At 61.0% G+C, this 25,787-nt stretch carries 27 protein-coding genes, 4 tRNA genes and 1 pseudogene; 26 read left to right on the plus strand and 6 right to left on the minus strand.

Annotated elements, in window-relative coordinates; translation table 11 throughout:
• The first annotated feature begins 181 nt into the window (after positions 1–181).
• From CRX69_RS10895 to CRX69_RS10930, 8 genes are all read left to right on the plus strand, one after another.
• Complete coding sequence (locus CRX69_RS10895) at positions 182–1,207, plus strand: NAD(P)H-dependent glycerol-3-phosphate dehydrogenase (RefSeq protein ID WP_107322002.1); 1,026 nt, start codon at positions 182–184, stop codon at positions 1,205–1,207.
• A 30-nt stretch (positions 1,208–1,237) separates the two neighbouring features.
• A complete protein-coding gene (locus CRX69_RS10900) occupies positions 1,238–1,585 on the plus strand; it encodes a DUF4389 domain-containing protein (RefSeq protein WP_047230342.1) in 348 nt (115 codons plus the stop codon).
• Positions 1,582–2,034 (plus strand): phosphohistidine phosphatase SixA, encoded by a 453-nt coding sequence (sixA, locus tag CRX69_RS10905; RefSeq protein ID WP_047230343.1) that lies wholly within the window; start codon positions 1,582–1,584, stop codon positions 2,032–2,034. The genes CRX69_RS10900 and sixA overlap by 4 nt, the downstream gene beginning before the upstream one ends.
• 54 nt (positions 2,035–2,088) lie before the next feature.
• Positions 2,089–2,532 carry a hotdog fold thioesterase gene (locus CRX69_RS10910; protein ID WP_047230344.1) on the plus strand — a complete coding sequence of 148 codons (444 nt, stop codon included), beginning with the start codon at positions 2,089–2,091 and terminating at the stop codon, positions 2,530–2,532.
• A gap of 274 nt (positions 2,533–2,806) precedes the next feature.
• Entirely contained in the window at positions 2,807–3,601 is a 795-nt protein-coding gene (locus CRX69_RS10915; protein WP_047230345.1) for an alpha/beta fold hydrolase, read from the plus strand.
• Positions 3,598–4,449: an alpha/beta hydrolase gene (locus CRX69_RS10920; protein WP_047230346.1), complete on the plus strand. Its 852-nt coding sequence runs from the start codon at positions 3,598–3,600 to the stop codon at positions 4,447–4,449. Before CRX69_RS10915 ends, CRX69_RS10920 begins: the two co-directional genes overlap by 4 nt.
• A 143-nt stretch (positions 4,450–4,592) precedes the next feature.
• Positions 4,593–5,399 carry a DUF4892 domain-containing protein gene (locus CRX69_RS10925; RefSeq protein WP_047230358.1) on the plus strand — a complete coding sequence of 269 codons (807 nt, stop codon included), beginning with the start codon at positions 4,593–4,595 and terminating at the stop codon, positions 5,397–5,399.
• A 62-nt stretch (positions 5,400–5,461) separates the two neighbouring features.
• Positions 5,462–6,499, plus strand: coding sequence for an AI-2E family transporter (locus CRX69_RS10930; RefSeq protein ID WP_047230347.1), 1,038 nt, complete (start codon positions 5,462–5,464; stop codon positions 6,497–6,499).
• Positions 6,500–6,616: 117 nt separating this feature from the next.
• On the opposite strand, the gene xopAW is transcribed toward CRX69_RS10930, so the two are convergent.
• From xopAW to CRX69_RS10945, 3 genes are all read right to left on the minus strand, one after another.
• A complete protein-coding gene (xopAW, locus tag CRX69_RS10935) occupies positions 6,617–7,342 on the minus strand; it encodes an EF-hand domain-containing protein (RefSeq protein WP_047230348.1) in 726 nt (241 codons plus the stop codon).
• 145 nt (positions 7,343–7,487) lie between these two features.
• Positions 7,488–8,531: a sensor histidine kinase gene (locus CRX69_RS10940; RefSeq protein ID WP_047230349.1), complete on the minus strand. Its 1,044-nt coding sequence runs from the start codon at positions 8,529–8,531 to the stop codon at positions 7,488–7,490.
• Entirely contained in the window at positions 8,531–9,289 is a 759-nt protein-coding gene (locus CRX69_RS10945; RefSeq protein WP_047230350.1) for a response regulator, read from the minus strand. The genes CRX69_RS10940 and CRX69_RS10945 overlap by 1 nt, the downstream gene beginning before the upstream one ends.
• A gap of 291 nt (positions 9,290–9,580) precedes the next feature.
• Here CRX69_RS10945 and pyrF point away from each other — a divergent pair, with 291 nt between their 5' ends.
• Positions 9,581–10,279, plus strand: coding sequence for an orotidine-5'-phosphate decarboxylase (pyrF, locus tag CRX69_RS10950; RefSeq protein ID WP_160893102.1), 699 nt, complete (start codon positions 9,581–9,583; stop codon positions 10,277–10,279).
• A gap of 121 nt (positions 10,280–10,400) precedes the next feature.
• Here the strand turns inward: pyrF and CRX69_RS10960 are convergent, their stop codons facing one another.
• Positions 10,401–11,405, minus strand: coding sequence for an NADP-dependent oxidoreductase (locus tag CRX69_RS10960; RefSeq protein WP_047230351.1), 1,005 nt, complete (start codon positions 11,403–11,405; stop codon positions 10,401–10,403).
• 226 nt (positions 11,406–11,631) lie between these two features.
• Between CRX69_RS10960 and CRX69_RS10965 the strand changes: the two genes are divergently transcribed.
• The 4 genes and pseudogenes from CRX69_RS10965 (at position 11,632) to CRX69_RS28220 (ending at position 16,072) form a co-directional block, all read left to right on the plus strand.
• Positions 11,632–12,393: an SDR family oxidoreductase gene (locus CRX69_RS10965; protein ID WP_047230352.1), complete on the plus strand. Its 762-nt coding sequence runs from the start codon at positions 11,632–11,634 to the stop codon at positions 12,391–12,393.
• 206 nt (positions 12,394–12,599) lie between these two features.
• Entirely contained in the window at positions 12,600–13,997 is a 1,398-nt protein-coding gene (locus CRX69_RS10970; RefSeq protein ID WP_076383818.1) for an aminotransferase-like domain-containing protein, read from the plus strand.
• 989 nt (positions 13,998–14,986) lie between these two features.
• A pseudogene (locus tag CRX69_RS28215) lies at positions 14,987–15,211 on the plus strand (HAMP domain-containing protein); the annotation flags it as partial.
• Positions 15,209–16,072, plus strand: coding sequence for a methyl-accepting chemotaxis protein (locus tag CRX69_RS28220; RefSeq protein WP_371264151.1), 864 nt, complete (start codon positions 15,209–15,211; stop codon positions 16,070–16,072). The pseudogene CRX69_RS28215 and the gene CRX69_RS28220, both read left to right, overlap by 3 nt.
• A gap of 79 nt (positions 16,073–16,151) precedes the next feature.
• Here the strand turns inward: CRX69_RS28220 and CRX69_RS10980 are convergent, their stop codons facing one another.
• On the minus strand, positions 16,152–16,910 hold the full coding sequence (locus CRX69_RS10980; RefSeq protein ID WP_076383820.1) for a hypothetical protein: 759 nt from the start codon (positions 16,908–16,910) through the stop codon (positions 16,152–16,154).
• Positions 16,911–17,281: 371 nt separating this feature from the next.
• Between CRX69_RS10980 and CRX69_RS10985 the strand changes: the two genes are divergently transcribed.
• The 4 genes from CRX69_RS10985 to CRX69_RS11000 all read left to right on the plus strand — a co-directional run bounded on the left by CRX69_RS10985 (position 17,282) and on the right by CRX69_RS11000 (position 17,695).
• Positions 17,282–17,357, plus strand: a tRNA-Glu gene (locus CRX69_RS10985).
• 2 nt (positions 17,358–17,359) lie between these two features.
• A tRNA-Gly gene (locus CRX69_RS10990) sits at positions 17,360–17,435 on the plus strand.
• Positions 17,436–17,540: 105 nt separating this feature from the next.
• Positions 17,541–17,616, plus strand: a tRNA-Glu gene (locus CRX69_RS10995).
• A 3-nt stretch (positions 17,617–17,619) separates the two neighbouring features.
• Positions 17,620–17,695, plus strand: a tRNA-Gly gene (locus tag CRX69_RS11000).
• Between the two features lie 59 nt (positions 17,696–17,754).
• On the opposite strand, the gene CRX69_RS11005 is transcribed toward CRX69_RS11000, so the two are convergent.
• Positions 17,755–18,624 carry a response regulator transcription factor gene (locus CRX69_RS11005; protein WP_047228158.1) on the minus strand — a complete coding sequence of 290 codons (870 nt, stop codon included), beginning with the start codon at positions 18,622–18,624 and terminating at the stop codon, positions 17,755–17,757.
• 292 nt (positions 18,625–18,916) lie between these two features.
• Between CRX69_RS11005 and CRX69_RS11010 the strand changes: the two genes are divergently transcribed.
• The 9 genes from CRX69_RS11010 to CRX69_RS11050 all read left to right on the plus strand — a co-directional run bounded on the left by CRX69_RS11010 (position 18,917) and on the right by CRX69_RS11050 (position 25,787).
• Positions 18,917–19,111: a Flp family type IVb pilin gene (locus CRX69_RS11010; protein ID WP_008070254.1), complete on the plus strand. Its 195-nt coding sequence runs from the start codon at positions 18,917–18,919 to the stop codon at positions 19,109–19,111.
• Positions 19,112–19,266: 155 nt separating this feature from the next.
• On the plus strand, positions 19,267–19,461 hold the full coding sequence (locus CRX69_RS11015) for a Flp family type IVb pilin (protein ID WP_047228300.1): 195 nt from the start codon (positions 19,267–19,269) through the stop codon (positions 19,459–19,461).
• Between the two features lie 26 nt (positions 19,462–19,487).
• Positions 19,488–20,018, plus strand: a complete 531-nt coding sequence (locus tag CRX69_RS11020; protein ID WP_047228159.1) for an A24 family peptidase — start codon at positions 19,488–19,490, stop codon at positions 20,016–20,018.
• Positions 20,019–20,020: 2 nt separating this feature from the next.
• Positions 20,021–21,349: a P-loop NTPase family protein gene (locus tag CRX69_RS11025; protein WP_107322004.1), complete on the plus strand. Its 1,329-nt coding sequence runs from the start codon at positions 20,021–20,023 to the stop codon at positions 21,347–21,349.
• Positions 21,350–21,364: 15 nt separating this feature from the next.
• The gene (cpaB, locus tag CRX69_RS11030) at positions 21,365–22,177 is read left to right on the plus strand and encodes a Flp pilus assembly protein CpaB (RefSeq protein WP_047228161.1); all 813 of its coding nucleotides are present in this window, start codon (positions 21,365–21,367) and stop codon (positions 22,175–22,177) included.
• 76 nt (positions 22,178–22,253) lie between these two features.
• Complete coding sequence (locus CRX69_RS11035) at positions 22,254–23,591, plus strand: TadE/TadG family type IV pilus assembly protein (RefSeq protein ID WP_371516650.1); 1,338 nt, start codon at positions 22,254–22,256, stop codon at positions 23,589–23,591.
• Between the two features lie 8 nt (positions 23,592–23,599).
• Positions 23,600–24,079 (plus strand): TadE/TadG family type IV pilus assembly protein, encoded by a 480-nt coding sequence (locus CRX69_RS11040; RefSeq protein ID WP_047228162.1) that lies wholly within the window; start codon positions 23,600–23,602, stop codon positions 24,077–24,079.
• Complete coding sequence (locus tag CRX69_RS11045) at positions 24,079–24,573, plus strand: TadE family protein (protein WP_107322005.1); 495 nt, start codon at positions 24,079–24,081, stop codon at positions 24,571–24,573. The genes CRX69_RS11040 and CRX69_RS11045 overlap by 1 nt, the downstream gene beginning before the upstream one ends.
• On the plus strand, positions 24,567–25,787 hold the full coding sequence (locus tag CRX69_RS11050; protein WP_047228164.1) for an AAA family ATPase: 1,221 nt from the start codon (positions 24,567–24,569) through the stop codon (positions 25,785–25,787). Before CRX69_RS11045 ends, CRX69_RS11050 begins: the two co-directional genes overlap by 7 nt.

The raw sequence follows: 25,787 nt of genomic DNA on the forward strand, positions 1-25,787 counted from the left end.
GAAAGGACGGCCGGCATGTTAACCGAGGTGAGCGACTTTTCCATTCACGTTGACAGCATTTTCCTAGGAATTGATGGTCAGCTTCCTACAACTGCTGGTAATTGTAGTCGGGGCTGGTCGCGGTGTGGCCGCTCCGTATAATGCCGGGCATTGCCACTTGGTATGGATGAACGGATTGCATATGACTGAACAGCGCCCGATTGCGGTCCTGGGGGGCGGGAGTTTCGGTACCGCCGTGGCCAATCTGCTGGCCGAGAACGGCCACCCGGTGCGCCAATGGATGCGTGACCCGGAGCAGGCCGAGGCCATCCGGATCAATCGCGAGAACCCGCGTTACCTCAAGGGCATCAAGATCCGCCCTGAAGTTGAACCGGTGACTGATTTGCAGGCCACTTTGCAGGACTGTGACCTGTTTTTCGTCGCCTTGCCGTCCAGCGCCCTGCGTTCGGTCCTGGCACCCCATGCCGAATGCTTGAGCGGCAAATTGCTGGTGAGCCTGACCAAGGGGATCGAAGCCCAGACCTTCAAGCTGATGAGCGAAATTCTCGAAGAAATCGCCCCAAAGGCTCGAATCGGCGTGATTTCCGGGCCGAATCTGGCGCGCGAGATCGCCGAGCATGCGCTGACCGCCACCGTGGTCGCCAGTGAAGACGAGGAGCTGTGCCAGCGGGTTCAGGCCGTGCTGCACGGGCGCACCTTCAGGGTCTACGCCAGTGCCGACCGTTTCGGTGTAGAACTGGGTGGGGCGCTGAAGAACGTCTATGCAATCATCGCCGGCATGGCGGTGGCGTTGGGCATGGGAGAGAACACCAAGAGCATGCTGATCACCCGGGCACTGGCGGAAATGACCCGTTTTGCCGTCAGCCAGGGCGCCAACCCGATGACCTTCCTGGGGTTGGCCGGGGTCGGCGATTTGATTGTCACCTGTTCCTCGCCCAAGAGCCGCAACTACCAGGTCGGCTTCGCGCTCGGTCAGGGGTTGAGCCTGGACGAGGCTGTGTCGCGCCTGGGTGAAGTGGCCGAAGGGGTGAATACGCTCAAGGTGCTCAAGGCCAAGTCTCAGGAGTCCGGGGTCTACATGCCATTGGTCGCGGGGTTGCATGCGATTCTGTTCGAAGGGCGCACGCTGGAGCAGGTGATCGAACTGTTGATGCGTGGCGAGCCCAAGACCGACGTCGATTTTATTTCCACCAGTGGCTTCAACTGAGCCTCTATTGATCAGAAACGGGAGCGAACCATGAGCGATCCAAAAGAGCAGGCCCGATACGAGTCCATCCTGCTGCGTGTGTTGTGGATGGTGATTTACCTGCTGGTCTGGCAGGTGGCGCAGTTCATCCTGGGCGCGGTGGTATTGGTGCAACTGATCTACCGGCTGATCTATGGCGCGCCCAGTGCCAGCCTGATGAACTTTGGTGACAGCCTGAGCCAGTTCCTGGCGCAGATCGGCCGTTTCGGCACCTTCCACAGCGACCAGAAACCCTGGCCATTCGCTGACTGGCCCACCCCGCGCACGCCGGAAGGTGAAGCGCCTCACGTGGTGGCGCCGGCTCCGCATCCGGTCCGGGACGAGGAGCCCAAGCTATGAAATTGTGGGTATTGCGTCATGGGGAAGCCGAGCCATATGGTGCCCGTCCCGACCCTGAGCGGGCGCTGACCGCTCACGGTCGCGAAGAAGCACTGCGCAGTGCCGCCGCGCTGATCGGCCAGCCGCTGAGCGCCATTTATGCCAGCCCGTACCTGCGCGCCCAACAGACCGCCCAACTGGTGCGCGAAGCCTTGGGCTTCGCGCCTGAGTTGATCACTGTTGATTGGCTCACGCCGGAAACCCGCCCGCAAAAAGTCCTGGAACAGCTGGTTGATCAGGGCGACGTGCTGCTGGTCAGCCATAACCCGCTGGTGGGCAGCCTGCTGGGCTTTCTGCAACACGGTCACCTGCAACAACCCGAACAGGTTAAAACGGCTGGCCTGGCCGAGCTGGAGGGTGACCTGCCGCTGGCCGGGGCGATGCAGCTCAAGGGCATTCAGCATCCCTGAGAGGTCTCTGGTCGCAGGGTTGAGCACAACAAAAAACATAAAGGAAGGACAACGATGAGTCTGTGGCGCACCACCCCCAACATCGAGCAACTGAACGCCGCCGGTAAAAACACCATCAGCGAAGTGCTGGACATTCGTTTCGAATCTTTCGACGACGAGTCCCTGACCGCCAGCATGGTGGTCGATCACCGCACCCACCAGCCATTCGGCCTGTTGCATGGCGGTGCATCGGTGGTGCTGGCTGAAACGGTCGGGTCCATGGCGGCCTATCTGTGCGTGGACACCAGCAAGTTCTATTGCGTGGGCCTGGAGATCAATGCCAACCACTTGCGCGCTGTGCGCAGCGGTCGGGTGACGGCCACGGCCCGGATGGTCCATCTGGGCCGCACCACCCAGGTCTGGGATATCCGCCTGACCAACGACGAAGGCAAAGTCAACTGCGTGTCGCGCCTGACCATGGCCGTGGTGCCGCTGGGTGAACAGCCGCCGGCGCGTTGACGCTCTAGCTGGACGCAATCCTGCGGTGAGGGATCTTCTGTGGGAGTAAGGCTTGCCCACGATGGTGTCGACGCGCAACACCTGATCCACCCCAGCGCCTGCATCGCGGGCAAGCCTTGCTCCCACACGTCTCCTTCGCCACATGGGGCAGTGCTTACAGCTAGATAGCCCCATAGCCCAAGCCCGACTGTCATCATTGCTGTCAGTTACGGTCATTGCCGCGCCACCGGGATGTGCGGACAATCGGTTCCAGTTTCCCCATGGATCCACTGTCATGTCGCAACAGGTGTTTTTCGCCCACGCCAATGGTTTTCCCTCGGCCACTTACGGCAAGCTGTTCGCCGCGCTGGCGCCGCAGTACGAGGTCGCGCATCTGGAATTGCACGGCCATGACCCGCGTTTTCCGGCAGACGATAACTGGCACAACCTGGTGGACGAGCTCATTCATCACCTGGAACAACAACCTGAACCGGTGTGGGGCGTCGGCCATTCCCTGGGTGGCGTTCTGCATCTGCATGCCGCATTGCGCTGTCCACAGTTATATCGTGGCGTGGTAATGCTCGATTCGCCGGTGCTGACCCGCGCCGATCAGTGGGTGATCCTGGCCGCCAAGCGCCTGGGGTTCATCGATCGTCTGACTCCAGCGGGACGGACGTTGGGCCGGCGTGAAGAGTTCGCTGACCTGGAGTCGGCCCGGCAGTATTTTTCCGCCAAGACGCTGTTCCGCGGGTTTGACCCGGAATGCTTCGACGCCTACCTGCAACATGGCTTGCAGCAAGTCGGCGACCGCTTGCGGCTGCGCTTCGATCCGGCCACGGAGATCAGCATTTACCGCGGCGTGCCGCACACCAGTCCCGGCCGGGCCCGTATGCTCAAAGTGCCGCTGGCGGTGGTGCGCGGTCGGCAGAGTCGCGTGGTGATGCGCCATCACACCCGTTCGGTGGGTCGAATGCCCCATGGTGAATCCCTGAGCATGCCCGGCGGCCACATGTTTCCCCTGGAACGTCCGCAGGACACGGCCAGGTTGCTCAAGGATCTCTTTCAGCGCTGGGAAGGGCGCAGCTTATGAGTGGGGTTGAAGAAGTCCGTCTGAGCCTGCCCCACATTGAACTGGCGGCCCACCTGTTCGGGCCGGAGGATGGCCGGCCGGTCATCGCCTTGCACGGTTGGCTGGACAATGCGAACAGCTTCGCCCGGCTGGCTCCACGGCTTGAGGGCCTGCGGGTCATTGCACTGGACATGGCCGGTCACGGTCACTCCGGGCATCGCCCACCCGGTGCTGGCTATGCCCTGTGGGACTATGCCCATGATGTGCTGCAAGTCGCCGAACAACTGGGCCTGGCGCGTTTCGCCCTGCTGGGGCATTCCATGGGCGCCATCGTCTCGCTGGTGCTCGCCGGAGCCTTGCCCGACCGGGTCACGCACCTGGGGCTGATCGACGGGGTGATCCCTCCCACGGACAAAGGCGACAACGCCGCCGAGCGCATGGGCATGGCCCTGCAGGCGCAGCTGGATTTGCAACAAAAACGAAAACCGGTCTACAAAACCCTCGACCGGGCCATTGAGGCCCGCATGAAAGGCCTGGTGGCGGTCAGTCGCGAAGCCGCCGAATTGCTGGCCCAGCGCGGCCTGATGCCGGTGCCGGGAGGGTACACCTGGCGCACCGACAATCGCCTGACCTTGCCATCGCCGCTTCGCCTGACCGATGAGCAGGCCATGGCCTTCGTGGCGCGGGTCGCTTGCCCCGCGCATCTGGTGGTGGCTGCTGACGGCATGCTTGCCCGACACCCCGAGTTGCTGGAGCGTCTACCCTTCAGTCATGAACGGTTGCCCGGCGGTCATCATTTGCACCTGAACGACGAGGCTGGCGCCGCGCTTGTAGCAGACTGTTTCAATCGGTTCTTCACCGTTTCTTGACTTGCGCCTGGCAACTGTCGAGGCTGGGCGGGTTGAAAAAGGGAGACAACCATGACAGATCTCTGTTTAGCGGCCTCGCAGTGCATCGATGACACCGGCCTCACCCCAGAGACCCAGGCCATGCCGATCCGATGAAATTATCCATTCATTCACTCGCCTTGCTTACGCTGGCCTGCTTCAGCCCGGCATCGTTTGCCGCCGATGTTCCCGGCAGCCGGGACCTGGAGCGGGTGCCCCGCATGCCCGACGCGCAAATTGTCGATTACCGGCAAACCACTGACCTGGAGCGGATTTATCCCCTGGGTTCGATCCGCAAGATCAGCGGCCAGTTGCGCTTCGATGGGCAGGTCGATGCCCGTGGCAACACCACGTCGGTGACTTACGAACTGCCGCCGGAACACTCCGCCATCCAGGCCTTTACCGCTGCCCGCGAAGCCTTGCAGAAGCAGGACGCGCAACTGTTGTTCTGGTGCCAGGCTCGTGATTGCGGCGAAAGCAGCCTGTGGGCCAACGAAGTGTTCGGCAATGCCAAGCTCTATGGTGCCGATAACGGTCAGTCTTATCTGCTGCTGCGCCTGGCGCCGCCCGCGGATAACACACTGATTGCGCTGTATGGCATTACTCGCGGCAATCGTAAGGCTTACCTGCATGTCGAGCAGTTCGAGGCAAACGCCTCGCTGGGGAACCTGCTGCCCACATCGGCCACGCTGTTGCGCCAGCTCAAGGACACCGGCGTGCTGGACTTGCCGCGTCTGGTCGGCGAACCGGACGAAACCTGGTTGCGCCTGCTATCCCGGGCGCTGAACCTGGACACGGGTCTTCGAGTCACTGTCGCCGGACCCCAGGCCGAGGCCTGGCGGCAAGCATTGATCGATCAGGGTGTCCGGGCGGCGCGAATGGAGGCCGCCAGGGGCGATGCGGCGGGCCTGCATCTTGAGCTGCTGCGTTAAGCTGTTTCGGGTGACGTGCTTCACGCCGTCAGCCCGGCCCTGTTTTTTTTTCGAGACCTGACATGCTCAATAACGATCGGCTGTTGGTGCAGATCCTGCTCCTGGTGTTGTTCGGTGCAAGCTTCTGGGTGATGGCTCCGTTCTGGTCGGCGCTGTTCTGGGGCGCGGTGCTGGCGTTTGCCAGTTGGCCGCTGATGCGCCTGTTGACCCGCTGGGTCAATGGTCGTGAGTCGCTGGCGGCGGCTTTGCTGACCGTAGGCTGGATGGTGCTGGTGGCGGTGCCGCTGGTGTGGCTGGGCTTCAACCTGGCTGATCATGTACGCGACGCCACGGCATTTATCAAGAACGTGCAGGTCGATGGCCTGCCTGATCCCCCGGTATGGCTGGCGGGCTTACCGCTGGTGGGGGGGCGGTTGGTGGGCATCTGGAACAGCATCGATCAGCAAGGTGCAGCCATGATGGTGTCCGTCAGGCCGTACCTGGGTCAGGTCGGCAACTGGCTGCTGGCTCGCAGTGCCCAAATCGGCGGTGGCATTCTCGAACTGACCCTGAGCATTGTGTTTGTGTTCTTTTTCTACCGTGACGGCCCGCGTCTGGCGGTGTTCGTGCACGGGTTGCTGGAGCGTCTGATCGGCGACCGTGCCGGTTACTACATCGAACTGGTGGCCGGTACGGTGCAGCGTGTGGTCAACGGCGTGATCGGCACCGCGGCGGCCCAGGCGGTGCTGGCGCTGATTGGTTTCCTGATCGCTGGCGTACCGGGGGCATTGGTGCTGGGCATCGTCACCTTCCTGCTCAGCCTGATTCCCATGGGGCCGCCCCTGGTCTGGATCCCCGCCACGGCGTGGCTGGTGTGGAAGGGCGAATACGGGATGGCGGTGTTCCTGGGGATCTGGGGCACCTTCATCATCAGCGGTGTGGACAACGTGCTCAAACCCTACCTGATCAGCCGTGGCGGAAACCTGCCGTTGGTGATCGTATTGCTGGGGGTGTTCGGTGGCTTGATTGCCTTCGGCTTCATCGGACTGTTCATTGGCCCGACCCTGCTGGCGGTGGCCTACAGCTTGCTGACGGACTGGAGCAAGAGCCAGGCGCGATAACCTCACTCCTGAGACCAGCACCAACCTTTTTGTAGTGAGGGGATAGATCCCCTCGCCACCAATGGGCTTCGATCCAGCAGGCAAGCCTGGCTCTGAAAAACCAGGCTTGCCGGTCAATCACGTCGCCACGTTCAGGTATTTCCCCACGGGGGCGACATCATCCAGCGAGTATTGTCGACTGAGGTTGGCGATCATCCTGTTCAGCGCTTCACTGACATTGGTCTGGTCGGTGGAGCTGTCGCTGGTGCGGTTGGCCTGTACCGCGCTGGTCAGTTCGCTGGTGTCGGTGTTGCTCTGACCATCGGCGTCGAGCTGGCTGAACAACGCCTCACTGGAGGCCTGTTGTGGCGGTGGCGGGGGGAGGCTGGCGGCGAGTTCGTCGAGGCTGACGGTACCGTCTTCATTCTCGTCCAGGGCCGAGAACAGTTCCTGGCTGTCGGCAGTGCTGCCGGCGCTCGCCAGACCATTGCTCAGCTCCTCGCTACTTACCTCGCCATCACCGTCGGCGTCCAGGGCGCTGAGCAGCGCATCGGCCAGTTCGGTCGTCGGCGCCTGGTCCCGTGGCGGCGGAGGCGGTGGCGCCATCGCGGCTATCTCATCACTGCTCAGGTCGCCGCTACTGTCGCTGTCCAGGTCGCTGAAATTGTCGCTCAGGCTGACCAGGATGCCGTCGTCACTCTTCTGCGACAGGGCCGTGCTCAATTCTTCCTGATCGACCGAGCCGTCGGCGTTGCTGTCGAGTTTGCTGAGCAGCTCCTTTTGAAACTGCTGGCTGCGGGCACTGCTGGTCGCGGTACTGCTGGTGCTGGTATAGGGCGAGTAACTGCTGACGCTACCGATCATGGGCGCTCTCCTTGGGCTGGAATGCCGGTGGGTGCACCGGCTTATGCAGCGTCGGCGGGGCAGTTGTCGTGGGTGTGTGGAGTTTGTACCGGCGGGTGTACAAACTCAGTCCCCGACGCGGCTCCCACATGGGATTGAGGTGGTTTCAGGCGCGGGGCAAACGGATCACCGCCGTCAATCCGCCCCCTGGCGTTTCTTCCAGGCTCAATTGCCCGCCCAAGCGTTCGGCGGCTTCCCTGGCGATGGTCATGCCCAGGCCGACACCGCCGGAGTTGCGGTTGCGTGAGCCTTCCAGGCGATAGAAGGGCTCGAACACTGCTTCGCGTTTATCCGCCGCAATCCCGGGGCCGTGGTCAATCACCCGAATCACTACCTGGTCGCGCTGGTCTTGCAGCGTAATCAACGCATGGCCGGCGTAGCGCAAGGCATTGTCCATGAGGTTGTTGATACACGAGCGCAACGCCATCGGCTGCACCTGTAACGGCGCGCAACCACCGCTGGCTTGCACGTCGGCACCCTGGTCCTGGGCGTTTTCGCTCAACGATTCCACTAACGCCTGCACGTCCATCCATTGCAGCGCTTCGCTGGTGCGTTGCTCGTGCAGGTAGGTGAGGGTGGCGTCGAGCATGCCAATCATATCGTTCAGGTCCTGACGCATCTGGCCCTGCAGCTTGATGTCATCGATCTGTTCCAGGCGCAGCTTGAGTCGTGAAAGCGGAGTGCGCAGGTCATGGGATACCGCACCGAGCATGCGCGAACGCTGCTGCACCTGCTCGCGAATTCGCTGTTGCATGAGGTTGAACGTATGGGCAGCCTGGCGGGCCTCCCGAGGGCCGGTTTCTTCCAACGGTGGGCTGTCGAGGTTTTCGCTCAGGCGTTCGGCGGCATCGCTCAGGCGTTGGATAGGCCGGGTCAGCAGTTTGGCGCCGTACCAGGCGGCGACGATCAGGCACACAAACTGAAACGTCAGCGGTACTACCGGCCCACCGAACCATGGGCGCGCAGGGCGGTTGGGTGGAGGACCCGTGGGCCCAGGGTGCTGGCCTTGTCGGGAAAATTCGGGGGGTGGCCCCAAAGGCGGTTTGTCGTATTGAGAAAACCAGGCAAAGGCCAACAGGTGCGCCAGGACGATCGCCAGTAACAGGACGCCAAACAGGCGGCCGAACAAGGTGTCGAGGCGCAAGCGCATCAGCCGATGTCCCGGGCGTCGAACAGGTAGCCTTCGCCGCGCACGGTCTTGATCAGTTGCGGCGCCTTGGGGTCGTCACCCAGCTTTTGGCGCAGGCGCGACACCAGCAGATCGATGCTGCGGTCGAACGCCTCGATGGAGCGCCCACGGGCGGCGTCCAGCAACTGTTCGCGGCTCAGTACCCGGCGCGGTCGTTCGATGAATACCCACAACAGCCGGAACTCGGCGTTGGACAGCGGCACCACCAGCCCGTCGGCGGAGATCAACTGGCGCAGTACGCTGTTGAGTCGCCAGTTATCGAAGCGAATATTGGCCCGTTGCTCGGTGCGGTCGTCGCGTACCCGGCGCAGGATCGTCTGGATCCGCGCCACCAGTTCCCTGGGTTCGAACGGCTTGGCCATGTAATCGTCGGCGCCCAGTTCCAGGCCGATGATGCGGTCGGTGGGCTCGCACCGGGCGGTGAGCATCAGGATCGGGATGTCCGATTCGGCGCGCAGCCAGCGACACAATTGCAGGCCGTCTTCGCCCGGCAGCATCAGGTCGAGCACAACCACGTCGAAATGCTCGGCCTGCATCGCCCGGCGCATGGCCGCGCCATCGTTCACGCCGCTGGCGCGTATGTTGAAACGGGCCAGGTAGTCGATCAGCAGCTCGCGGATCGGCACATCGTCATCGACGATCAACGCCCGGGTACTCCAGCGCTTGTCATCGTCGGGCGCTTTTTGATCGTCAGAATTTGCAACAGGGGTGTTCTGCATGGATGCATCATCTGCCAGATAGGCTGCCAACCGCAAAGAAGGCGGCGAGGTTGAGGCTTCAGCATAGGCTTCGTGCCGCTAGGCGTGAAGCGCTGAAAGGACGGGGGTGCGGCGCCAGACGGTAGCGTGCCGGCGTGTTGTGCGCGTGTCATGAGTGTATCGACTTCGACACAAAGGCCGGCATCGTCCATGCTGTCCGGGCGCGATGAGGATTTACCGATCATCGGGTCCCGCACGGGCGCTGGTTCCGCTACAATGCGCGCCGATTTCGACTTGCCTGAGAGCCCACTCATGTCCGCCTGCCAGACGCCCATCATCGTTGCCTTGGATTTCCCTACCCGTGACGCCGCCCTGAAGCTGGCCGACCAGTTGGACCCCAAGCTGTGCCGGGTCAAAGTCGGCAAGGAGCTGTTCACCAGTTGCGCTTCGGAAATTGTCGGGACCCTGCGTGACAAGGGTTTTGAAGTATTCTTGGATTTGAAATTCCACGATATTCCCAATACCACCGCCATGGCCGTCAAGGCGGCCGCCGAAATGGGGGTGTGGATGGTCAACGTGCATTGCTCCGGCGGCCTGCGCATGATGGCGGCCTGCCGTGAAGTGCTGGATCAGCGCAGCGGGCCGAAGCCGTTGCTGATCGGCGTGACCGTGCTGACCAGCATGGAGCGCGAGGACTTGGCCGGTATCGGCCTGGATATCGAGCCTCAGGAACAGGTGCTGCGCCTGGCGGCGCTGGCGCAGAAGGCTGGCCTGGACGGTCTGGTCTGCTCGGCCTTGGAGGCCAGCGCCCTGAAAGCGGCGCACCCGTCGCTGCAACTGGTGACGCCGGGGATTCGCCCGGCGGGCAGCGCCCAGGACGATCAACGCCGCATCCTGACCCCGCGTCAGGCACTGGATGCCGGTTCCGACTACCTGGTGATCGGCCGACCGATCAGCCAGGCGGCTGATCCGGCCAAGGCACTGGCGGCGGTAGTCGCCGAACTGGCCTGATCAGACCTGAAGATCCCTTGTGGGAGCGGGCTTGCTCGCGAAAGCGGTGTGTCAGTTGGCAAAAATGGCCCCTGACAATCCGCCTTCGCGAGCAAGCCCGCTCCCACAGGTGTTTTTGTGACTAGACCTTCAATACCAACTTCCCGAAATTCTCCCCACTGAACAATTTGGTCAGCGTCTCGGGGAATGTCTCCAGTCCTTCAACGATGTCTTCCTTGCTCTTGAGCTGCCCCTTGGCCATCCAGCCGGCCATTTCCTGTCCGGCGGCGGCGAACTGAGAGGCGTAGTCCATGACCACGAAGCCTTCCATGCGCGCCCGGTTGACCAGCAGCGACAGGTAGTTGGCCGGGCCTTTCACCGCTTCTTTGTTGTTGTACTGGCTGATGGCACCGCAGATCACTACGCGGGCCTTGAGGTTCAAGCGGCTGAGCACCGCATCGAGGATGTCGCCGCCGACGTTATCGAAGTACACATCCACGCCTTTGGGGCATTCGCGCTTGAGACCGGCATGGACGTCTTCATTCTTGTAGTCGATGGCGCCATCGAAGCCCAGTTCATCGATCAGGAATTTGCATTTGTCGGCCCCGCCGGCGATGCCCACCACGCGGCAACCTTTGATCTTGGCGATCTGCCCGGCGATGCTGCCCACCGCACCGGCGGCGCCCGAGAGCACTACTGTCTCGCCGGCCTTGGGCGCGCCCACGTCCAACAGGGCGAAATAGGCGGTCATGCCGGTCATGCCCAATGCTGACAAGTAGCGCGGTAATGGCGCCAGTTTCGGATCGACCTTGTAGAAACCTCGCGGCTCGCCGAGGAAATAATCCTGCACACCCAGCGCACCGTTGACGTAGTCACCGACCGCGAAGGCCGGGTTGTTCGAGGCGACTACCTGGCCTACGCCCAAGGCGCGCATCACTTCTCCAATGCCTACCGGCGGGATGTAAGACTTGCCTTCGTTCATCCAGCCGCGCATGGCCGGATCCAGGGACAGATATTCGTTCTTCACCAGAATCTGGCCGGCTGCCGGCTCGCCGACCGGTACTTGCTGATAGGTGAAAGTCTCGCGGGTCGCAGCGCCTACCGGGCGTTTGGCGAGCAGGAACTGGCGATTGGTCTGGGCAGTCATGGCTGGCACTCAAGATGAATGAAGCCTTGTTGATAGACCTTCGAAGCGTTTGTCGCAAGGTTTGCTGATGCAGCGAATGCAGTTTGATCGAGCCCAGTGATAATGGCGCCGGGGCTGTTATCACTGGCACCCATGAATACTCAAACGGCAATTGGATAGTGCTGCCGCATCGTCCGGACCTGTGACTAGACTGGCGTCATCTCCCGCACTCTTCGAGGATTTGACAATGAGCATGACGTTTTCCGGACAGGTCGCCGTGGTCACGGGCGCAGCCGCGGGCATTGGCCGTGCGACCGCCCAGGCATTTGCGGCAGAGGGCCTGAAAGTGGTGGCGGCCGACCTGGACGTGGCGGGCGGCGAAGGCACAGTGCAGTCGATTCGCGAGGCGGGCGGTGAAGCGCTGTTCGTGCGCTGCGACGTAACGCTGGAAAGCGACGTGCAGAACCTGATGAGCGAAGTAATCAATGCCTATGGCCGGCTTGATTACGCCTTCAATAACGCCGGGATCGAAATCGAAAAGGGCAAGCTGGCCGACGGCACCCTCGATGAGTTCGACGCCATCATGGGCGTCAATGTGAAGGGCGTCTGGCTGTGCATGAAGTATCAATTGCCTTTGCTGCTGGCCCAAGGGGGCGGTGCCATCGTCAATACCGCCTCGGTGGCGGGTCTGGGGGCGGCGCCGAAGATGAGCATTTATGCAGCGTCCAAGCACGCGGTGATCGGCCTGACCAAATCGGCGGCGATTGAATACGCCAAGAAGAAAATCCGCGTGAACGCGGTTTGCCCGGCGGTAATCGACACCGACATGTTCCGTCGTGCCTATGAAGCGGATCCGAAAAAAGGTGAGTTCGCCAACGCCATGCACCCGGTAGGACGCATCGGCAAGGTCGAGGAGATCGCCAGCGCGGTGCTGTATTTGTGCAGCGATGGCGCTGCATTCACCACCGGTCATTCATTGGCGGTGGACGGCGGCGTCACGGCTTTCTGAAGAACGTTGTATTTAGCGTGTAGGACTAGGCCCGCACTCGTTGTGGGCTTTTTCTTTGGGGGTTAAAAATGCCCCGTGTCAGCCCCTGAATGTGTTTCAAAGGGTGAGAATCGACCGTTTTGGCGACGTTGTCGTACATCGTCCAGAGACGGCCTGTGCTTAACTGTTTCCAGAGATAAAACAGTTGCTTAGGAGCTTGGTTACTCATGGAGTTGAGAATCGACCGGCAGGCCCTGGTGCCTGTCGTGCAGCAAATTGTCGACGCGCTGGCCGGCTGGATTCGACAGGATGCGGTGCAACCGGGAACCCGACTGCCCTCCATTCGCCAATTGGCCCGGGAGAATTTGCTCAGTCAGTCCAGTGTCAACGAGGCGTGTGAACGCCTGGTGGCCCAAGGGGTGTTGGCGGCGCGCCATGGTTCGGGTTTTTTTGTCGCGCCGCCTCCGTCGTCCAGCTACGAGCCCTCCGACAAAGACTGGCTGGAAGACACGCAGATCACCCAGGAAAGCGTGCCCCATAGTTCGCAGTGGGAACTGACGCTGGGCTGTGGCGGGCTGCCCGAGAGTTGGCGCGAAAGCGATGATCTGGGCTACGCGATCCGTCAGGTCACCCGCACCGATATGGCAGGGCTGTTCAGTTACAGTACGCCGATGGGGCTGCCCGCTCTGCGGGAGCAACTGTCCAGGCGCCTGAAACAATTCAATATCCACGCCGATAAAAACCTGATCCTGACCACCACGGGCGCGACCCACGGTCTGGACCTGATTGTGCGCACACTGCTTGAGCCTGGATGCTGCGTTGTGGTGGAGAGTCCGGGGTATTCGAAGCTGTTCGACCTGCTCAGGTTTCATGGCATCGACATGATCGAACTGCCCAGGACTCCGCGCGGCCCGGACGTCGATGCACTCCAATGTCTCTTGGCGACGCATCGGCCCAGCGCTCTGTTCGTCAACAGCGCCTGCCACAACCCGACCGGCAGCAGCCTGGCCCCGGTCGTGGCCCAGCAACTGCTGCAACTGGCGAAAAAGCACGCCATGTTGGTGGTCGAAGACGATGTCTATGCCGACTTCCAGAACTCAACCCGGACCCGACTGGCAGCGCTGGATACCGACGTGGTGTACGTGGGCAGCTTCTCGAAAACCCTGAGCAGCTCATTGCGAGTCGGTTTCGTCGTGGCCGGATCGTCTGTCATCGCACGCTTGAGGGACGTCAAGGGCATTACCAGCATGGGCAGTTCACGCTTCTGTGAGTCAGTGCTGGCCAATCTTCTGGCCAGCGGCGCCTATCGCAAACTGGTCCAGCGTCAGCGCCAGCGTTTGAGTGCCGACATGGCAGCGGTGTTGCAGGTGCTGGAGGATGCGGATTGGGAAGTCTTTGGCCGGCCGGCCGGCGGGCTGTTCATTTGGGCGCGTCCACCGTTATGCGACTACGCTGCATTGCAGCGCTTGGCCAAGCGGTTCGGTGTGGTGCTTTCTTCTCGTACAGCGTTCAGCCCGTCGGGTGCTGTCAGCGACTGGCTGCGGATCAACGTGGCCCACGCCTGCGATTCGAGGGCCCAGGCATTCTTCCGCGCGGCGGCTCTGGATCGACCTCAATTGTCCTGAAAACGACGGCGCTGTAGCTTTTTGCCATTATTCCGACGCCAGCATCTTGTGTTACAGGGCATCTCGTTGCGAATCTGCAATCAACACACACTGGCAGAGGACTGGGCGCAATGATTTCGGCCGTGCAAAGACGTTTTGCCAACCTGGGTATGGCAAAGAAACTGGGCCTGGGGTTTGTCCTGGTGCTGCTGCTTACCGCCGTGGTGGCGGCCATCGGTGTCTGGTCCCTGCAGACCATCAGCTATCGTTTCGATGGCCTGAAACAGATGTCATCCCTCAATAGCGGCTTGCTCAAGGTCCGCCTGCTTGAGCAGGAATACGCCTTGCGCTCGGACCCGAAAACGGTCGATGCCTTGCGGCTGGGCGTGGACGGACTGATTGCCCAGGCCAACGAGCTCAAGGCGCAATCGGCGGCCAACGTGCCGGTGATGAACGACGTGGAGCAAGCCTTGGCGGCTTATCGCAAGGCGTTCGACGAATTCGTCGAGTTGAGCCAGAGCAAGGATCTGGCACTGGAAATGGCCAGTTGGTCAGTGTCCAGCGTTGCCAATAACCTGGATGTGCTGCAAGCGGGCCTGGCAGATGATGGCGCTTATACCCTGAAAGAGTCCGAAGGCAAGGAGGGCGGCGAGTTCATCGAGCAAGCCAATCAGGTCAGCGAAGTGTCACGGTTGATGTTGCAGGCCATGAACGAAGCGCGGGTACGCCTGGATCAAAGCCGCAAAGGTTCTGAAGAGGGCGGGCAGGGCACTATCGAACAGGCCGAGCAAGCCATGAAGCAGGCCGAGGTGCTCAAGACCGCCGTCAAGGACCCGGGATACCAGACCGTGCTTAACGAAGTGGCCGGGCATATCGCTGGTTTCAACGAAAAACTCGCTGAATACACCGGCCTGCTGGCCCAGGAGAAAATCGTCTACCAGCAACTGCACGAGCGTGCCTCCCAGGTAGTGGAGCGGGTTGACCAGGCTTACACCGCCGAGGATGGTGCCATGCAGACGGAACTGAAGAAGAATTCGCTGCTGATCATCGGCTCGTCGGCCCTGGCGCTGCTGGTGGGACTGATTGCGGCCTGGGTCATTACCCGGTTGATCGTCGGGCCGTTGCGCAGCGTCATCCGTGTTGCACAGCAGATTGCCTCGGGCGACTTGAGTGCAACGGTGCAGGTGACGCGCCAGGATGAGATCGGTCAACTGATGCTCGCCATGCAACAGATGGGGGCGGGCCTGAGCAGTATCGTCAGCGGTTTGCAGGCCGGTATCGAACAGTTGGCCAACTCCGCCCAATCGCTGTCGGCCGTGACCGAGCAGACCAACCTGGAGGTCAGCAGCCAGAAGGAGGAGACCGAACAGGTCGCCACGGCCATGAACCAGATGACCGCCACCGTGCACGACGTGGCGCGCAATGCCGAAGAGGCGGCCCAAGCGGCCCAGACCGCCGACGATAAGGTTGAAAGCGGTCAGCAGGTGGTGCGTCAGAGCATGGTGCGCATTGAACAATTGGCCGACTCGGCCACTTCAGCCAGCAGCAGTATCGAAAGCCTCAGCGCTGAGATCCAGAACATTGGCACGGTGTTGAGCGTGATCAAGAGCGTGGCTGAGCAGACCAACTTGCTGGCGCTCAATGCGGCCATCGAAGCGGCCAGGGCCGGTGAGCAGGGCAGGGGCTTTGCGGTGGTGGCCGATGAAGTGCGGGCCTTGGCCAAGCGCACGCAACAGTCCACCGAGGAAATCGAACGCCTGGTGAGCGCCTTGCGCTCAGCAGCCCAGACCTCCGTGCAGCAGATCCAGAGCAGTGGCGAGCTGGTGAAGATGGCGGTCAGTGATGCCCTGCAAACCGAAAGCGCCCTGGGGAGCATTGCGGCGGCGGTGTCGCTGATCCAGCAGATGAACCAGCAGATCGCGGCGGCGGCCGAGCAACAGAGTTCGGTGGCTGAAGAGATCAACCGCAGTGTCACCAGCATCCGCGCCAGTGCCGATCAATCTTCCCTGGCGATGCAGGGCAATGCCGCGTCGAGCATTGAGCTGGCGCAGCTAGGGGTTGAGCTCAAGGGGATGGTGGGGCATTTCAGGCTGTGAGCTGTCGACGGACCCTGTGTAGCGAGGGGATAAATCACCTCGCTACACAGGAGTCAGGCTTGAGAGCCTAACCCGAATATCAGTCGTAAACCTTCTTCTTCTTCCACTCGTCGTTTACTTCGGCGTCCTTCAGCCCTTCGGTCAACTGGTTGACTTCGCCTTCGACCGGCTGGGTGCTGGCCAGAACCATGGCATTGGCGCGGGCCAGGAGTTTTTCCAGGTAGTCCAGTTGTTCGGCATAGACCTGCGGTTCCTGTTGCTTGCGCAGGTACTGCACACCCCGTTCGAACGCCAGGCGGGCCTGCCCCGGTTGTTCTTGCTGCAAGGCGTGTTGGCCGAGATTATTGAAGAACTCGATGTGCAACAGCACCAGGATGTGTCGCACTTCGCGGATCCAGCGCTTGGCTTCGTTGGGCGGCAGGAAACCATCCTGGGCGGCGCGGGTAATCTGACCATGAAGGGCCTCGAGCAGAAACCGCACATCCTTGGCCTTGGCTTCGGTCTGGATCGGTGCCGGTGGGTTGTTCACCGGAATCGATTCACCCTGTGCGGCCAGCGCATTCAGTTCGTCCAGGCGCGCCTTGACCGCCGTATTGGTTTTCTCCAGGTTCAGCAGGCGCTGACAGACGTTGATCTCAAGACGCGTGATCAACAGCTTCAGGGCCGGGGTCATCAATTGTCCGGGAAAGGTCTCGGTGAGCTCGCCACAACGACGTAAACGGTCGTTGAGTTCAATCTTGGTACGGGCCTTTTCCAGCTTGTTGTTTTCCACCACATGGTTCATGTAGCCAATGGCGATCAACAGTGCGATCCCGGCTACGACGAGCAGGGTGATCATGAGTGGTGTCACCGGTAAGACCTCTTTATTGGGGTTCGCATATCAAGAGTGTAGTGGCTTGGCTTTTAAGCGCATAGGCCTGTGCGATGCGATTAGACAGGCGTGGCACTGCGTATGGAAGTACGGCGAATATGGATGCACATTGCCACTATTTGTCGGACACGACTATAACGTCTTGGCGGATGACAGAATATAGGCGCCAGAGACCGGACGGGCAAAATGTGCGAACAGCCCCTAAACCGGGCGAAGTCATTGATTTAAATAAATTTATATCTGGGGGTTGACGACCCAGCAATCCATCCATAGAATGCGCGCCACTTACAGCGTAAAGCACTTAGCCAAACGCGATAAGCAGTGAATGTTGTACGTGTGTCCCCTTCGTCTAGTGGCCTAGGACACCGCCCTTTCACGGCGGTAACAGGGGTTCGAGTCCCCTAGGGGACGCCAATGCGGGAATAGCTCAGTTGGTAGAGCACGACCTTGCCAAGGTCGGGGTCGCGAGTTCGAGTCTCGTTTCCCGCTCCAATTTTAAACAGCGTTGCCTTCGGGCAGGGCTGAGTGAAACCAGAACCGATATCTTCGGGTACGGATCTGGGCACTGGAACACACACCATGTGTTCCGGGCAGCGTGTCCCCTTCGTCTAGTGGCCTAGGACACCGCCCTTTCACGGCGGTAACAGGGGTTCGAGTCCCCTAGGGGACGCCATTTGCGGGAATAGCTCAGTTGGTAGAGCACGACCTTGCCAAGGTCGGGGTCGCGAGTTCGAGTCTCGTTTCCCGCTCCAAATTCAAAAAAACGCCGCTCATTGAGCGGCGTTTTTTTTCGTCCGTGAAAAAGCGTGCTTCAATCTTCGAGGCTCTCCACCAGGCTCTCAAGTGCGTCTGCGCGCTCGTTTTCCGGCAGATCGGGAGCGGGAATCATTGTTCGCATCTGCCGCGCCAGGCGGTATTCACTGGGTGTGCAGTTGGCGTACTGCTTGAAGGCGCGGGCGAAGTAGGAGGGATCCTTGAACCCGGCCTCATAGCCGATGCTGGTGATAGGCATCTGGCTATTGTCGAGCAGTTCCTTGGCAAAGCTCATGCGTTTGTTCAGCACGTAATCGGTGAAGCCAAGCCCGTTGGCTTCCTTGAACACACGGCTGAAGCGAAACGTGGTCATACCGCATCGCTTGGCCAGGTCCCGCTGATCGATGCTGTCGCGAAAATGTTGGTCGATGTACAGCATGATATGGCTCAGGGCCTGGTGTTTCTGGTGCCCCGAGGTCAGGCGGATGCTGTCTGGCAGGGTTGGCGCGTGGTCGATCAACGAAGTCTTGCGCGGGCCACAGGTGTGGCGGCGTAACTCGCATAATTGCACCAGGGCAGTCAGGTAGCGCTTCCTCTCTGTGGCTGACAGGGGCAGTACCATGTATTCCCACACACTCGAGCGCATGGCCCAGACGGCCAGTTCTTCGGAGTGCTGCACGGTGAACATGGTGATGGGAGTGGCAGGGACGGTGCGTTTGATCTCCAGCAACCGCCTCAGGCCCGGCGTATCCGGGCGATCGAAATGGATGCAGATCATGTCCGCCTGTTCCCCGCCGGGCAGCAGGGCATCTTTTGCCTGGGTGCAGTCGCAAGTGTCCTCGAACTGGCTGACAAGTTCCGGGGTGGACCGATCGTGAGTCAGATCGAACCACAACAGCTTTGGCTTTCTAGTCAGATTCGACGGCATGTGCTTACCACTCAGCGTTGCGACTGCCCTTAAGCTAGCAGTATTGCCAATGTGCCATCACTTCGCCGAATAATTTTTTATAAAAAGCCGGTTTTTTAAGCGCCGTATGCTCAGAGCGGCAGAGCGCGAATCGTTGCGAGTTGCAATCGCAAGGCATGCCTAGCTCCCCCCGCAAAATAATCCTAGCGATGTGCAAAATCCTCCTAACGGCTATCCCCACCCGCTGACTAGGGTTGCATCAGGCAGTTGCAAATGTACTGCCTCTGAAAACAACCCTGATGAGGTGCGCAAAATGACTCTTCAAACAATCAAGGCTTCGGTGCTGAAGTTCGCCAAAGATGAAGACGGCCTGACCATTGTGGAATACGCCGTGGCCGGTGGGTTGATTACGGTGTTGGTGGCCGCCGCCTTCGTTCTTCTGGGCGGTGCCGTGAATACCAAGATCCGCGCGCTGTGCCAGGCCGTCAACGGCAACGTTGCCTGCTGATAGCGATAACTGCGCGGGGACACGGCAGCTTTCAAGGAAGCCTCGCTTGCGACTCTTTTGCTGTGAGTACAACGAATCACTAAATGGACTTGGCGTTGTCCCCGACAACTCAGTTCATGGCGTTACAACCTTTATTCAAAGGTGAGGTGAAAAAAATGACTCTGCACACAATAAGAACTTCGATCAGCCGGTTCGCCAAAGATGAAGATGGCCTGACCATTGTTGAATACGCCGTCGCGGGAGGTTTGATCACGGTGTTGGTGGCGGCAGCCTTCGTTCTTCTGGGCGGCGCGGTGGACACCAAGATCCGTGCGCTGTGCCAGGCCGTCAACGGCAACGTGGCCTGCTAACGATAACTGCAACAGGGAGACGCGCCATGTCCATGGAATTGCTGGTGTCGACGGTGCTGCTGCTAGGACTGCTGGGTGTGGCGGTGGTGAGCGATTTGCTTCGCCACCGCATCCCCAACACGCTGGTCCTGTTGGGCCTGGCCTTGGGTTTGGCCGGTCAGACTTATACAGGCGGGATCAGCGGAACGGGCGACAGCCTGCTGGGCATGCTGGTCTGTTTTGCGCTGTTTTTGCCCATGTATGCGGTGGGTGGCATGGCCGCCGGAGACGTCAAGTTGATGGCCATGGTGGGCAGTTTCCTGCCGGTTCATTACGCATTGTGGGCTGCGCTGTTCAGCCTGATTGCTGGTGGCGTGTGCGGTTTTCTGATCGTGCTGGCCCGCGGTCAGTTGCTCCAGACCCTCCAGCGTTACTGGCTGATTGTGCGGGCCCAGGCTTACCTGGCACCTACCGCGGATGAAGTGGCCGGCAAACCTTTTCCTTATTCGATCGCGATCCTGATCGGCACCTTGAACAGCGTCTACTGGCAGCTGATTGCCGATGGCTGGGGAGTCTAGTCATGCACGTCATCAACGATAGTGATGCCTACCCCAGTGAACGGGAAGCGGTGCAACGCCTGGCACCTCAGCCATGCACGATTCAAGACACCGGCCTGAGCGACAGTTTTCTCGGCGAGCTGGTCTGCAAGCATCTGCACGACGCCGGTGTGTTGGACCTGCCGCGGCTGGTGGAACGCCTGGCGCTGACCGGCGCGGTACTGGAAGAAGTCCTGGCGTTCCTGCGCAAGGACGGTCGTGTCGAAGTGCTCGGCCAGCTCGGGCAAACAAGTGTGCAGGCCTTGCGTTACGGCCTGACCGAACGTGGCCGCAGTGCCGCCCGCGATGCCCTGTCTCGCAGTGGCTATATCGGTGCGGCACCTTTTCCGGTGAGTAGCTATCGGTCCCTGATCAAGATCCAGACCATTCACCATGGGCGTATTACCGCCACCGACATGCAACGGGCCCTGGCCGGCATGGTGCTGTCGCAAGGCATGCTCGATCAGTTGGGTGTGGCACTGAATTCAGGGCGGGCGATCATGATTTACGGCCCGGCGGGCACGGGTAAGACCTATGTCAGCAGTCGTCTTATCCGGCTGTTCGCCGAGGCCATCTGGGTGCCCCATGCCATCGTCATCAATGAGTCGGTGATCGAGATCTATGACCCGCAAGTGCATCAGCGCCTGGATGACAAGAGTCAATCGAACAATCTGATGCTTAATGAAGGCATCGACCGTCGGCTGCTGTGCTGCAAACGCCCGATTGTCATCACGGGCGGCGAGTTGAACATGGAGCAGCTGGACGTTCGCTATGACCCCTTTACTCGCCAATACCAGGCCGCGTTGCAGCTCAAGGCCAGCAACGGCCTGTTCATCATCGATGACATGGGACGCCAGCGCATGGCCCCGGCCGAATTGCTCAACCGCTGGATCGTGCCGATGGAAGAAAAGCGCGACTTCATCAACCTGGGCGGCGGTCGCCATTGCGAATTGCCGTTCGATCTGGTCCTGGTGTTTTCCACCAACCTCAACCCCCTGGAACTGGCTGACGAGGCCTTTCTGCGCCGCATTGGCTACAAGGTGCAGTTCGGTTACCTCAAGCCCGAAGAATACGAGCGCATCTGGCGCCAGGAGTGCGAACGTCTGGGCATTCCCCATGACCCGCTGCTGGTGCGCTATGTGCTGCAGCAGCTTTATGCCGGCGAGGGCATGCCGCTGGTGCCTTGCCATCCCCGTGACCTGTTGAACATGGCGCTCGACCGCCAGCGTTACCTGGGCGGTTCCGGGCCCCTGTTGCCGCAAGAGCTGGAATGGGCCTGGCACAACTACTTCGTTCAGCTCGACTTCCTTTGAATCGGAGATACCGACATGAGCTCTCGTACGCTTTCGCTGATTGGCGTTTCCCTGGTAATGGGCCTGGGTGCCGCATGGATGGCTGACTCCTGGCTGAGCGCACGACTTAACGCCAAACCCGATGACCACTTGCGAAGTGTGGTGGTCGCCACCGTACCAATTCCCTTCGGGCAGATGGTCGAGGCCCAACAGGTCACGACCGTGCGCATGCCCATGGATACGATCCCGGACGATGCCTTTGACTCCAGCGAACAGGCCGTGGGCAAGATCGCAACGTTCGACATTCTGCGCGGTGACATCGTGCGGGGCGCGCGTCTGAGTGAGCACCTGGGTGGCAGCACCCTGGCGTCCCTGATCGATCCTGACAAACGCGCCATATCGGTACGGGTCGATGATGTGGTCGGTGTGGGTGGGTTCCTGTTGCCGGGGAACCGGGTCGACGTGCTGGCAACCAAGACCACCAGCGCCGGCAGTAACAACGCCGTGTCCCGGACCATTCTTGAAAACCTGCGGGTGCTGGCGGTGGATCAGACGGCGGGCACCGACAAGACCCAGCCGGTGGTGGTAAGGGCCGTGACGCTGGAAATGTCGGCCACTGAAGCGGAGGCCCTGGTGACTGCGCAGACCGAAGGCAAGTTGCAACTGGCCTTGCGTAACCCGCTGAACCTGGAGAAAAAAACCGTGGTCGTGGCGCCCCCTCCGGCTCCGGTGATGGCGGTGGCGACTGCTGCGGTGCCAAAGCCCGTAGTGCAGCGCAGCCCCAAAGCGCAGGCCAGCGGGATCACGGTGATCCGTGGAGTTGAAAGCAGCGTCGTCAACGTTCACTGAAACGCGTAGAAAAATGCCTGGTCCCTTCGGCCATGGCGATGCCGATCCTCACGTGTCGGCAAACGAGGGCTCGATCATGAATCCCAGTATCCGGCAGCCTGTCACTGCGGCGCCTCGGCGCCAGGAAGGAGCAGTGAGTGTATTGATGGTGATCGCGTTAATGGCGATTTCCATGATGGCGGCATTGGCCCTGGATGGCGGACACATGCTGCTGAACAAGACCCGTCTGCAAAATGCCGTGGATGCCGCGGCCCTGAGCGGCGCCAAGACCCTGAGCCAGGTGACGGGAGGGCTCAACATGGCCAGCACGACTCGGGCCGCTGCCCTGGACACGCTGACACGCAATGCCGACGCTGCGGGCAACGCTGAACTGGCAACCGCTGTCGCCGGCAACCCGGCTGCGTTCGCCGCAGTGGAGTTGGCCAGCAGCGTTTATGGCCCGTTCTCCTATCCCGGGCCGGCGGATGCCAAATACGTGCGAGTGTCGGTGTCCAGCTATCGGTTGAGCGGTTTTTTCTGGAGTTTCGTTCAAACGATGGGCAGTGCCGGCCTGGGCAACAAGGCCGTGGCGGCGATCGCCACCGCAGGCCCCAGCCCGACGGCTCCGTGTGATCTGGCGCCCTTGATGGTCTGCGGCGACACCAGCCAATACGACCCGGCTGCCGGAAATTTCTGGAGTTACCGCTTTGGCGACCTGACGGTGCTGAAGACGGCCGCGGGCAACACGTCGCCCATTGGCCCGGGCAATTTCCAACTGCTCGATTTCGGCTCCGGCGGCAGTGCTGTGCGCGAAGACTTGGCGGGCGGCGGTTCGGTCTGCCGCAGTGTCGGGGACAACGTCCAGACCGCACCGGGCAACAAAGCCGGCCCGACTTCCCAGGGCTTGAACACGCGATTCGGTATCTATAACGGTCCGGTCAGTTCTTCGGACTATCCACCCGACCTGGTCACCACTTCGAGCAACCCGGCGATGACCTATAACGATTCGCTCTCCCAGGCGCAATACAAAGGACAGCCCATTACTTCGAGCAACGGCGATCTCTCGGCCGGCGGCGAGGCAATACTGGACTACAACGACTGGCGAACAGCAGTTGCCGCCTGTGTGGCCGGAGCTGGCAATGGCTGTGAGAGCAACGGGGTTTTCGAACGGCGGATGCTCAAGATCGTGATCGGTGACTGCACCGGCAAACTGAGCGGTTCTACCTCGATTCCCGTCCTGGGTTTTGGCTGCTATTTCGTCGTGCAACCGGTGAATGGCGGAGGTTCGGACTCCATCATCTTTGGCCAGTTCGTCCAGGAATGCGAAGGCGATAATGTGCCCGGCCCCACGCCGGTCAGCGATACCGGGCCGCAGGTCATTCAGCTCTACAAAACCTATCTCAACGGCAGCGGCACTCCGAGCACCGACTCGTAGGAGGCGTCATGAGACTTGCCCATTTCAAACCCGCGCAGGCCCAGCAAGGCGTGGCGCTGGTGGAATTCACCCTGGTGCTGCCGTTGTTGCTGCTGCTGTTGCTGGCTTTTGGCGAGTTCGGCCGCATGCTCTTCCAATACAACGTGCTGCTACAGGCCAGCCGTGATGCCAATCGATTCGTCGCCAGCCAGGCCTGGAATACCACCCTGGGCACCATTGCCCTGAACAACACGCTGCAGACCCAGACGAAAAACGTCGCGGTGTATGGCACCCCGAGCCAGGCCGGCACCGCTGTGGTGGCCGGGTTGACCACGGCTAACGTGGAGGTCGCGGCGGTGGGGGCTGACCATGTGCGTGTCACCATCACCTACACCTTTTGCCCGGTGATTGGAGCGGGCAATTGCGGCGGAACAATTCCCGGTTTTTTCGGCAGTGCCATTGCGCTGGGTATCCCACTGGTCGCGACCACCGTCATGAGGGCGTTGTGATGAACAACAAGCACATGCAAGGCACCTATATCGTGGAGTTCGCCTTCGTTGGCCTGCTGGTGTTCATCCTGCTGTTTGGCGTGGTGGAGATGGGCCGGCTGTATTTCACCGCCAATGCCTTGGATGAGGCCGCGCGGCGCGGCGCGCGTCTGGCGGCGGTGTGCAACATCAACGATCCGGTGGTGTTGCGCCGGGCCATCTTCAACGCCGCGACGGACGCAGGCACCAGCCAATTGATCAGCAGCCTCGCCACCTCGAACCTGGCGCTGACCTATCTGGATGTGAACGGCGCGGTGGTGGCGAACCCCGCCGACACGGTCAGCGCCAACGGCTTTCGCGCTATCCGTTACGTCCAGTTGAGCGTGGAGAACTTTGTTTTCAATCTGTTCATTCCTGGGTTTGGCGTGCCCATTACCTTGCCCACATTCAGGGCGACCTTGCCACGCGAAAGCCTTGGGCGTCATTCCGATTCCGGGGAGATCACACCATGCTGAATACCAGGGAAACTCCACTGTCGACCGTCACCGGCAAAGCCGGGCTGCGGTTACTGATCAGCAGCCGTGACGCTTCGTCCCTGCGCGACTTGCAATGCGTCTGCCAGCGCATGCCTTGCCTGGAAGTGAGCACGCGCCTGGTGAGCAACGGCCATGTCGATCCGCTCTATGGCCTGGAGCGAATGCCCGATCTGCTGTTGTTGCGGGTCAGTCACTTGTGGCGCGAAGAGCTGGCGGCGTTGCTGCAGCGGCCTGCCCATGAGCGTCCACCGATGCTGGTGTGCGGTCTGATGGGCGAGCAGGAAGGCATGCGGCTGGCAATGCAGGCCGGTGCCCGGGACGTGCTGCCCGAGCCTTTCGCCGAGACGGAACTGGTGGCCGCCCTGAATCGTCTGGTTGCGGAGGTCCGCGTCGGCCACGGCGCCGAAGGCAAGCTGGTCGCCGTGATCGGCGCCAAGGGTGGTTCCGGTGCAACGCTGGTGGCCTGCAACCTGGCCCAGCAACTCAGCGCCCAGGCAGGTACCACTCTGCTGCTGGATATGGACCTGCAATTTGGCAGCGTGACCCACTATCTGGATGTGGCCCAGTCCCATAGCCATCTGCAAGTGCTGCAACAGGTCGAGGACCTGGACAGTATCGCCCTGCGGGGTTTTTGCAGCCACTTCAGTCCGACCTTGCACGTGCTGGGTGGCCGTAGCGGCGAGTTGTGCCTGCCACAGGACGCCCAGCCGGAACAACTCGACGCCTTGTTGCAATTGGCCCGTGCCAGCTATGACTGGGTGGTAGTGGACCTGCCGCGTCAGATCGACCACCTCACCGGCTCTGTGCTGGAGCAGGTCGACCGGGTCTACGTGGTGGTTCAACAAAGCGTCAGCCATCTGCGCGATGCCAGCGCCCTGGTGCGGATTCTTCGCGAGGACCTGGGCGTGCGCGGGGACCAGTTGCAGGTGGTGGTCAACCGCTATGACAAGGCGGCTGCGGTCAGCCTCAAGGATGTCGCAGAAGCCCTGCGGTGCACCAACCTGTCGAAATTACCCAATGACTTCAACCTGGTCAGCCAGAGTCAGAACACTGGCGTGCCGTTGGGGCTGCATGCGCCGAGGGCGGCCATCACCGTTGCCCTGCGCGATTTGACCGAAGACCTGGTCGGTCACCAGATGGCCGCAGACAAAGGCCTGCTCAAACGTGCCTTCAACCGTTTTTTCGGGGGATGA

The sequence above is a fragment of the Pseudomonas rhizophila genome (assembly GCF_003033885.1).
GTDB lineage: Bacteria > Pseudomonadota > Gammaproteobacteria > Pseudomonadales > Pseudomonadaceae > Aquipseudomonas > Aquipseudomonas rhizophila.

What these genes read in the sequence shown, in the direction of transcription:
- CRX69_RS11040 (WP_047228162.1), top strand. Translation starts at nt 23,600, where the DNA reads ATGAGACTTGCCCATTTCAAACCCGCGCAGGCCCAGCAAGGCGTGGCG.
- CRX69_RS11035 (WP_371516650.1), top strand. Translation starts at nt 22,254, where the DNA reads ATGAATCCCAGTATCCGGCAGCCTGTCACTGCGGCGCCTCGGCGCCAG.
- CRX69_RS10930 (WP_047230347.1), top strand. Translation starts at nt 5,462, where the DNA reads ATGCTCAATAACGATCGGCTGTTGGTGCAGATCCTGCTCCTGGTGTTG.
- pyrF (WP_160893102.1), top strand. Translation starts at nt 9,581, where the DNA reads ATGTCCGCCTGCCAGACGCCCATCATCGTTGCCTTGGATTTCCCTACC.
- CRX69_RS10910 (WP_047230344.1), top strand. Translation starts at nt 2,089, where the DNA reads ATGAGTCTGTGGCGCACCACCCCCAACATCGAGCAACTGAACGCCGCC.
- CRX69_RS10895 (WP_107322002.1), top strand. Translation starts at nt 182, where the DNA reads ATGACTGAACAGCGCCCGATTGCGGTCCTGGGGGGCGGGAGTTTCGGT.
- CRX69_RS28220 (WP_371264151.1), top strand. Translation starts at nt 15,209, where the DNA reads ATGGGGGCGGGCCTGAGCAGTATCGTCAGCGGTTTGCAGGCCGGTATC.
- sixA (WP_047230343.1), top strand. Translation starts at nt 1,582, where the DNA reads ATGAAATTGTGGGTATTGCGTCATGGGGAAGCCGAGCCATATGGTGCC.
- cpaB (WP_047228161.1), top strand. Translation starts at nt 21,365, where the DNA reads ATGAGCTCTCGTACGCTTTCGCTGATTGGCGTTTCCCTGGTAATGGGC.
- CRX69_RS11015 (WP_047228300.1), top strand. Translation starts at nt 19,267, where the DNA reads ATGACTCTGCACACAATAAGAACTTCGATCAGCCGGTTCGCCAAAGAT.
- CRX69_RS10900 (WP_047230342.1), top strand. Translation starts at nt 1,238, where the DNA reads ATGAGCGATCCAAAAGAGCAGGCCCGATACGAGTCCATCCTGCTGCGT.
- CRX69_RS11050 (WP_047228164.1), top strand. Translation starts at nt 24,567, where the DNA reads ATGCTGAATACCAGGGAAACTCCACTGTCGACCGTCACCGGCAAAGCC.
- CRX69_RS10940 (WP_047230349.1), bottom strand. Translation starts at nt 8,531, where the DNA reads ATGCGCTTGCGCCTCGACACCTTGTTCGGCCGCCTGTTTGGCGTCCTG.
- CRX69_RS10970 (WP_076383818.1), top strand. Translation starts at nt 12,600, where the DNA reads ATGGAGTTGAGAATCGACCGGCAGGCCCTGGTGCCTGTCGTGCAGCAA.
- CRX69_RS11005 (WP_047228158.1), bottom strand. Translation starts at nt 18,624, where the DNA reads ATGCCGTCGAATCTGACTAGAAAGCCAAAGCTGTTGTGGTTCGATCTG.
- CRX69_RS11020 (WP_047228159.1), top strand. Translation starts at nt 19,488, where the DNA reads ATGTCCATGGAATTGCTGGTGTCGACGGTGCTGCTGCTAGGACTGCTG.
- CRX69_RS10920 (WP_047230346.1), top strand. Translation starts at nt 3,598, where the DNA reads ATGAGTGGGGTTGAAGAAGTCCGTCTGAGCCTGCCCCACATTGAACTG.
- CRX69_RS11025 (WP_107322004.1), top strand. Translation starts at nt 20,021, where the DNA reads ATGCACGTCATCAACGATAGTGATGCCTACCCCAGTGAACGGGAAGCG.
- CRX69_RS11045 (WP_107322005.1), top strand. Translation starts at nt 24,079, where the DNA reads ATGAACAACAAGCACATGCAAGGCACCTATATCGTGGAGTTCGCCTTC.
- CRX69_RS10965 (WP_047230352.1), top strand. Translation starts at nt 11,632, where the DNA reads ATGAGCATGACGTTTTCCGGACAGGTCGCCGTGGTCACGGGCGCAGCC.
- CRX69_RS10980 (WP_076383820.1), bottom strand. Translation starts at nt 16,910, where the DNA reads ATGATCACCCTGCTCGTCGTAGCCGGGATCGCACTGTTGATCGCCATT.
- CRX69_RS10915 (WP_047230345.1), top strand. Translation starts at nt 2,807, where the DNA reads ATGTCGCAACAGGTGTTTTTCGCCCACGCCAATGGTTTTCCCTCGGCC.
- CRX69_RS11010 (WP_008070254.1), top strand. Translation starts at nt 18,917, where the DNA reads ATGACTCTTCAAACAATCAAGGCTTCGGTGCTGAAGTTCGCCAAAGAT.
- CRX69_RS10960 (WP_047230351.1), bottom strand. Translation starts at nt 11,405, where the DNA reads ATGACTGCCCAGACCAATCGCCAGTTCCTGCTCGCCAAACGCCCGGTA.
- xopAW (WP_047230348.1), bottom strand. Translation starts at nt 7,342, where the DNA reads ATGATCGGTAGCGTCAGCAGTTACTCGCCCTATACCAGCACCAGCAGT.
- CRX69_RS10945 (WP_047230350.1), bottom strand. Translation starts at nt 9,289, where the DNA reads ATGCAGAACACCCCTGTTGCAAATTCTGACGATCAAAAAGCGCCCGAC.